We start from the raw sequence: 4,048 nt of genomic DNA, 5'->3' as shown, positions 1-4,048 counted from the left end.
CGCGTCGTCGAGCCAGCCCAGCAGCGCGTCCTGCTCGGTGAGGCTCAGCTCGGTGTCCAGCCGGGTGCCCGGCGCGGTGCTCACCGCCCCCGGGTCCGCGCCGTGCGTCCGGTCGACGTCGAGCCGCACGGAGTTGGAGTCGTCCAGCGAAGCCACTTCCTGCTGGGAGAACACGACCTCGTCGGTGGTCTCATCGTCGAGGACGATCGGGTTCAGCTCCGGGTGCGGGCTGTAGCGCTCGACCAGCTTCGCCCGGTCGAACAGGTCGCCGGCCTCGGCGTCCGGGCTCTCCATGTCCGCGCGCGGCGGCCGCTGGCCGAGTTCGCCGGCGAGGGTGAACCCGTGCAGCTCCCGCGCCCGGCGGGCCGGCTCGCCGGAGAACCGGACCAGCGCGAAGAACGCGTCGAACAGCTCGTCGAACCGGTCGTCGTCGCGGTGATCCTTCACCAGCGACGTCCGCAGCGCCTCGCGGAAGAGGCCGCGCTCGGCGAGGATCCCGGGCGCGGCGGACCCGGCGAGCGCGTCCAGCACCTCGGACACCGAGATCCGCACGCCGCCCGCGCGCAGCAGCCGCGCGAAGTGGTGGACGGTCGCTTCCATCACGCCCGCCGGGGCCGGCCGAGGTTCGCGGTGAACGACCGCGCGCCCTGGCTGGTGCTGACCTGGCGGACGCGGCCGTGCTCGTCGCCGGGCGCGGGCTGCTGCTTCTCGCCGTAGTAGCCGGGGCCGTGCCGTCCGGGCCGGTCGCGCTCGCCCCGCAGCGCCGCGCCTTCGTTCTCGGCCGCGACCTCCTCCCCCGCGACGAGCTTCGGCAACGCCGCGGCCGCGCGTTCGACGTCCTTCTCGTACTTCGCGACCACGGAAATCGTGTCTTCGAGCAGGCCGGGTTCCAGCTCGGTCGCGCCGAGGACGGCCAGCGTGCGGGCCCAGTCGATCGTCTCGGAGATGCTCGGCGGCTTGCGCAGGCCCAGCCCGCGCAGCCCGCGGACGACGTCGACGAGGTGCCCGGCCAGCGCGTCGGCCAGCCCGGTCTTCTTCGAGCGGATGATGTCGAGCTCGCGCGCGGCCGAGGGGTAGTCGAGGAACAGGTGCAGGCAGCGCCGCTTCAGCGCGGCCGAGAGGTCGCGCGTGTTGTTCGACGTCAGCACGACGTACGGCGGGTGCGCGGCGGTGAACGTGCCCAGCTCGGGCACCGAAACCTGCTGCTCGGCGAGCATTTCCAGCAGGACGGCTTCGAGTGCCTCGTCGGCCCGGTCGACCTCGTCGACCAGCAGCACCACCGGCTCGGGCGAGCGGACGGCTTCGAGCAGCGGCCGGGCGGCGAGGAACCGCTCGGAGAAGAAGACGCTGTCCTGGGCGCCGATCCGGTCGACGGCCTCGCGCAGGTCGCCCGCGTCCTCGACGATCGCGCCGATCTTCTCGCGCAGCAGCTGCGTGTAGAGCATCTGCTTGCCGTAGTCCCAGTCGTAGAGGGCCTTGGTCTCGTCCTGGCCCTCGTAGCACTGCAGGCGCAGCAGCCGTCGGCCGGTCGCGGCGGCCAGCGACTTGGCCAGCTCGGTCTTGCCGACCCCGGCCGGCCCTTCGAGCAGCACCGGCTTGCCCAGCTCGGCCTGCAGGAACACGGTGGTGGCCAGCCGCCGGTCGGCGAGGTAGCCGACCTCGGCCAGCCGGGCGGCGACGTCGTCGACCGAAGCGAAACTCGTCACGGGTGTCCCTTCGAAGGCGGGCCCGCGGGTGCCGGGGCACCCGCGGGCCGGGTTTCAGGAGAGGAAGTCGTCCAGGTCGCCGTTGAAGCAGTGGTCGACGACCGGGCGGACGGTCTCGAACGTCGTCTCCTTCGGGTTCCCGGGCGTGCAGGAGTCCCCGAGGATGTGGTTCGACACGCGGTCGACGTCGTTGTCGTCGCCCTTGATCACCGCCGCCTGCTCGTAGAACTTCGTCGGGCCGGTGCCGAGCCGGTTCTTCGGGTGGGTGTCCTGGCGGACGTCGGTGAACTTCTCCGGGATGCCGACGTCGCGCAGGAGCCGGATGGCGGCCGCGACCGCCGCGTCGGCGGCCTTGACGTCGGTCATGCCGGTGGTGTCGACGCCCAGCGCGCCGGCCAGCTTCGCGTAGCGCTTGTAGGCGACCGGCAGGTTCCACGCCCACACCCGCGGCAGCGCGATGGCGTTGTTGAGGCCGTGGTGGGTGTCGTAGAAGGCGCTGACGGCGTGCGAGACCGAGTGGATGACGCCGAGGCCGCCGGAGTTGAACGCCTGCCCGGCGGTGTACTGGGCGTACATCATGCCTTCGCGGGCTTCCAGGTTGTCGCCGTGCCAGGTGGCGGCCCGCAGGTGCTGCCCGACGAGCTCGGCCGAATACAGCGCGTTGCCGAGCGAGGGGGTGAAGTTGAGCCGGGAGACGTACGGTTCCGACGCGTGGGCGAGCACGTCGAACCCGCACTGGGCGGTGAAGTGCGACGGGCAGTCGTAGTAGAGCACCGGGTCGTCCACCGCGAGGGTGACGACGGACGCGTCGTCGAAGGCGACGTACTTGTGCGGGTTGTCCGGGTCGGTCGTGGTGTCGGTGATGACGTAGGCCCACGACGTCTCGGACCCGGTGCCCGCGGTCGTCGAGACGGCGATGTGCGGCGGGTTCTTGGGGTTCTCGCTCTTGTTGAAGCCCTCGAACTCGTTGATGTTGCGGCCGTCGTGGGCGACCGAGATGCGCGCGCCCTTGCAGGCGTCGTGCGAGGAGCCGCCGCCGATGGAGACGAAGCCGTCGCAGTTGTTCTCCTGGTACAGCGCGACGGAGTCCATCACGTTGTAGTCCTTGGGGTTGGACTCCACCTGGTCGTAGAGCACCGGGTCGAGGCCGTGGTACTTGAGCGACTCGAAGATCTTGTGCACGATGCCGGTGCCGCGCAGCCCCGACGTCATGACCAGGGGCCGCTTCATCCCCATCTTCAGGGCCTCCGGGCCGATCATCTCGTGCGCGCCCGGGCCGAGCAGCGCCCGCGGCATCGGGTGGAACTCCTTGAGCGGGAACGGCTTGATCAGTTCGTCGACCTGCATGGGGTGTCCCTTTCACGAACGGGCTTGGTGCTCCGCGACGTTATTTCCGGTGCCGGGCAAGCGAAATGGCCCGCACCCGGAAACCGTCCGGGCGGGAGGGCGGAACCGTCCGGCCGGAGCGGGCGGGTACCTGCCCGATCGGACGGGTGCCGCCCGCTTGCGCGCCGTGTGATGATGGGAGCCCGGGGACACCGAGCGGCTCGGCGAGGAGTGCGAGTGGACCTGCGGACCGAGATCGCGCAGTCGTGGCGGCGGGCGGAGCTGTCCGGGCTCTCGCCGGCGTCGTCGATCGACCGGCTGGACATCGCCGACGTCGACAGCCGCAGCCGGCTCCTGCGGGCCGCTTCGCCCGTGCTGGACGAGCTGGCCCGGCAGCTGGCCGGCACCCGGTTCTGCGTCGTGCTCGCCGACGACGAGTGCCGGATCGTCGCGCGGCGGTTCACCGAGCGGTCGGTCGAGCTGGCGCTGGAGAACATCAGCGCGGTGCCGGGCTGCCAGTTCCTCGAGGAACGGACCGGGACGAACTCCCTCGCCACGCCGTTCGAGACCCGCCGCGGCGTCTCCGTCGACGGCGACGAGCACTTCCTCGAAGCGATGAAGCAGTTCACCTGCTACGGCCACCCGGTGGTGCACCCGTCGACGCGGCGGCTGGCCGGCGTCCTGGACATCACCGGCCCGGCCGGCGACGCGAACCCGCTGCTCGGGCCGTTCCTGCGGCGCGCGGTCGCCGACATCGAACGGCGGCTGCTCGACGGCGCGAAGCTCGCCGAACAGCAGTTGCTGGCCGCGTTCCAGTCGGTGCAGCACCGGGCGTGCGCGGTGCTGGCGCTCGGCCAGGACGTCGTGCTGGCCAACACCGCGGCGACCGAGCTGGTCGACACCGCCGACCACCGCCTGCTGCAGGACCTCGGCCGCACCCAGCGCGGCCTCCGCCGCATCCGGCTGACCTCCGGCACGCCGGTGGAGGTGCGCGTCGAAGCCGTGTCCGCGAGCGC

At 71.7% G+C, this 4,048-nt stretch carries 3 protein-coding genes and 1 pseudogene; 1 reads left to right on the top strand and 3 read right to left on the bottom strand.

What is annotated here, in order from left to right:
• The 3 genes and pseudogenes from G3I65_RS50090 to mdo all read right to left on the bottom strand — a co-directional run.
• A pseudogene (locus tag G3I65_RS50090) lies at nucleotides 1-600 on the bottom strand (VWA domain-containing protein); the annotation flags it as partial.
• Nucleotides 600-1,706 carry a MoxR family ATPase gene (locus tag G3I65_RS50085; RefSeq protein WP_160702845.1) on the bottom strand — a complete coding sequence of 369 codons (1,107 nt, stop codon included), beginning with the start codon at nucleotides 1,704-1,706 and terminating at the stop codon, nucleotides 600-602. The gene G3I65_RS50085 and the pseudogene G3I65_RS50090, both read right to left, overlap by 1 nt.
• A gap of 54 nt (nucleotides 1,707-1,760) precedes the next feature.
• Nucleotides 1,761-3,053, bottom strand: coding sequence for an NDMA-dependent methanol dehydrogenase (gene mdo / locus G3I65_RS50080; RefSeq protein WP_160702843.1), 1,293 nt, complete (start codon nucleotides 3,051-3,053; stop codon nucleotides 1,761-1,763).
• A 216-nt stretch (nucleotides 3,054-3,269) separates the two neighbouring features.
• Between mdo and G3I65_RS50075 the strand changes: the two genes are divergently transcribed.
• A partial coding sequence (locus G3I65_RS50075; RefSeq protein ID WP_160702832.1) for a GAF domain-containing protein occupies nucleotides 3,270-4,048 on the top strand: 779 nt, incomplete at its 3' end.

This window comes from Amycolatopsis sp. SID8362 (genome assembly GCF_010550475.1).
Lineage (GTDB): Bacteria > Actinomycetota > Actinomycetes > Mycobacteriales > Pseudonocardiaceae > Amycolatopsis > Amycolatopsis eburnea.
This window is presented reverse-complemented; position numbering and strand designations above follow the sequence as displayed.

Bases quoted from the DNA above. Each gene is read 5' to 3' on its own strand.
- mdo (WP_160702843.1), bottom strand. From the start codon at position 3,053: ATGCAGGTCGACGAACTGATCAAGCCGTTCCCGCTCAAGGAGTTCCAC.